The organism is Streptomyces sp. WG7, assembly GCF_049975785.1.
In the GTDB taxonomy this organism is placed as follows: domain Bacteria; phylum Actinomycetota; class Actinomycetes; order Streptomycetales; family Streptomycetaceae; genus Streptomyces.
In genome coordinates, this window is the sequence record NZ_JBNGGE010000127.1 from 1 (window position 1) to 2,481 (window position 2,481).

General features: G+C 71.7%; 1 protein-coding gene. It reads left to right on the forward strand.

What is annotated here, in order from left to right; genetic code table 11:
• Window positions 1–2,481, forward strand: a 2,481-nt coding sequence (locus ACP4J0_RS38310) for a beta-ketoacyl synthase N-terminal-like domain-containing protein (protein WP_426604042.1), incomplete at both ends; no start/stop codon positions are given.

Genomic DNA, 2,481 nt, shown 5'->3' on the forward strand with positions numbered 1-2,481 from the left:
GGAGCAGCGTCGCGCGGACGGTCTGGCGGCGACGTCCATCGCGTGGGGTCCGTGGGCCGAGGGCGGCATGGCCGCCGACGAGGCGACGTCGGCCCGCATGCGCCGAGGCGGTGTGCCGCCGATGCGAGTGGACCTGGCGGTCAACTCGATACGGCAGGCGGTCGGTTCCGGTGAAGCCGCGCTCACGGTGGCCGACGTGGAGTGGGACCGCTTCCTCGCCGGATTCACCACCGTTCGCCGCAGCTCGCTGTTTGCCCAGCTCCCCGAGGCACGCGCGACGCACGCAGAGGTGGCGGAGTCAGCCGCCGACGCCGGGGGCCCGACGTCCTTTGCGCGGCGGGTGTCCACCGTCGCTCCGGCTGAGCAGGAGCGAATGCTGCTGGATCTGGTGCGTGCCCAGGTGTCGGCTGTGCTCGGTCATGCCGGGGTTGACGCGGTGGGTGCCGGGCGGGCGTTCAAGGAGCTGGGCTTCGACTCGCTGACGGCGGTCGAGCTGCGGAACCGGCTGGGTGCGGCGACGGAGCTGCGACTGCCGGCGACGCTGGTCTACGACTACCCCACGTCGGCGGCGCTCGCGGAGTACCTGCGGGGTCAGCTGCTGGGGACGATCCGGGTCGCGGATGCCGACCTGCCCGTCGCGATTGCCGCCGATGACGACCCGATCGCGATTGTCGCGATGAGCTGCCGCTTCCCCGGCGGTGTCACCTCTCCCGAAGAACTCTGGCAGATGCTGGTGACGGGGACGGACGCCGTGGGGGAGTTCCCCGTCGACCGCGGCTGGGACCTGGAACAGCTCTACAGCCCGGATCCGGATCGGCAGGGCACGTTCTACGCCCGCGGTGGCGGGTTCCTCTACGACGCGGCCGAGTTCGACGCGGACTTCTTCGGGATCTCGCCGCGTGAGGCGCTGGCGATGGATCCGCAGCAGCGGTTGCTGCTGGAGACCTCGTGGGAGGCGTTCGAGCGGGCCGGCATCGATCCGTCCTCGTTGCGCGGCAGCCAGACGGGTGTGTTCGTCGGCACCAACGGCCAGGACTACTACCTGACCCTCGCCGCCGCCGAGCCCCAAGGCGTCGAAGGCCATCTCGGGACGGGCAATGCCGGAAGCGTGATGTCGGGCCGGGTCTCCTACGCGCTGGGGCTGGAGGGTCCCGCGGTGACCGTCGACACGGCGTGCTCCGCCTCGCTGGTGGCTCTGCACTGGGCGGTGCAGGCACTGCGGCAGGGCGAGTGCTCGCTCGCTCTTGCGGGTGGCGTGACGGTGATGTCGACCCCCGAGACCTTCGTGGACTTCAGTCGTCAGCGGGGGCTGGCGGAGGACGGCCGGATCAAGGCGTTCGCGGCTGCCGCCGACGGTACGGGGTGGGGCGAGGGTGTGGGCATGCTGCTGGTGGAGCGGCTGTCGGACGCCCGGCGCAACGGGCATCCGGTGCTGGCTCTGGTGCGGGGTTCGGCGGTGAACCAGGACGGTGCCAGCAACGGCCTGACGGCGCCGAGCGGCCCCTCGCAACAGCGGGTGATCCGGCAGGCGCTGGCGAGTGCCGGGCTGTCGACGGCTGACGTGGACGTGGTGGAGGCGCACGGCACGGGCACCCGTCTGGGTGACCCGATCGAGGCCCAGGCCCTGCTGGCCACCTACGGTCAGGACAGGCCGGAGGACCGGCCGCTGCTGCTGGGCTCGATCAAGTCGAACATCGGGCACACCCAGGCCGCCGCCGGTGTCGCGGGCGTCATCAAGATGGTCATGGCGATGCGGCACGGGGTGCTGCCGCGGACGCTGCACGTGGACGAGCCGACCCCGCACGTGGACTGGTCGGCCGGCGAGGTGGCCCTGCTCACCGAGCGACAGGAGTGGCCCGACACCGGACGCCCGCGTCGGGCCGGCATCTCGTCCTTCGGCATCAGCGGCACCAACGCCCACACCATCGTGGAGCAGGCCCCGGACGACACGACGGTCACGGCCGCGTCGAACCGGCCCGCCGTCGTGCCGTGGGTACTGTCGGGCAAGTCCGAGGCTGCCCTGCGTGACCAGGCGGCACGCCTTCACGCCCGTCTCGACGCCCACACCGACCTCCGCCCGGTGGACATCGGCCGTGCGCTGGCGACCGGTCGGGCCGCGCTCGATCACCGCGCCGTCATCGTCGCGGGCGACGGCGGTGTGTTCCTCCAGCGGCTCGCGTCGGTGTCGGGCGGAGAATCCGTCGACGTGGTGACCGGATCTCCGGTCGCCGGCAAGCTCGCGTTCCTGTTCACGGGGCAGGGCAGCCAGCACCGCGGGATGGGGCGTGAGCTGTACGAGGCCTATCCCGTGTTCGCGGACGCCTTGGACGCGGTCTGCGCCCGGATGGACGCCCACCTCGATGTGCCGTTGAGGGATGTGCTGTTCGGGGAGGACACCGGGGTTCTGGACCGGACGGAGTTCGCGCAGCCGGGGTTGTTCGCGGTGGAGGTGGCGCTGTTCCGGCTGTTGGAGTCGTGGGG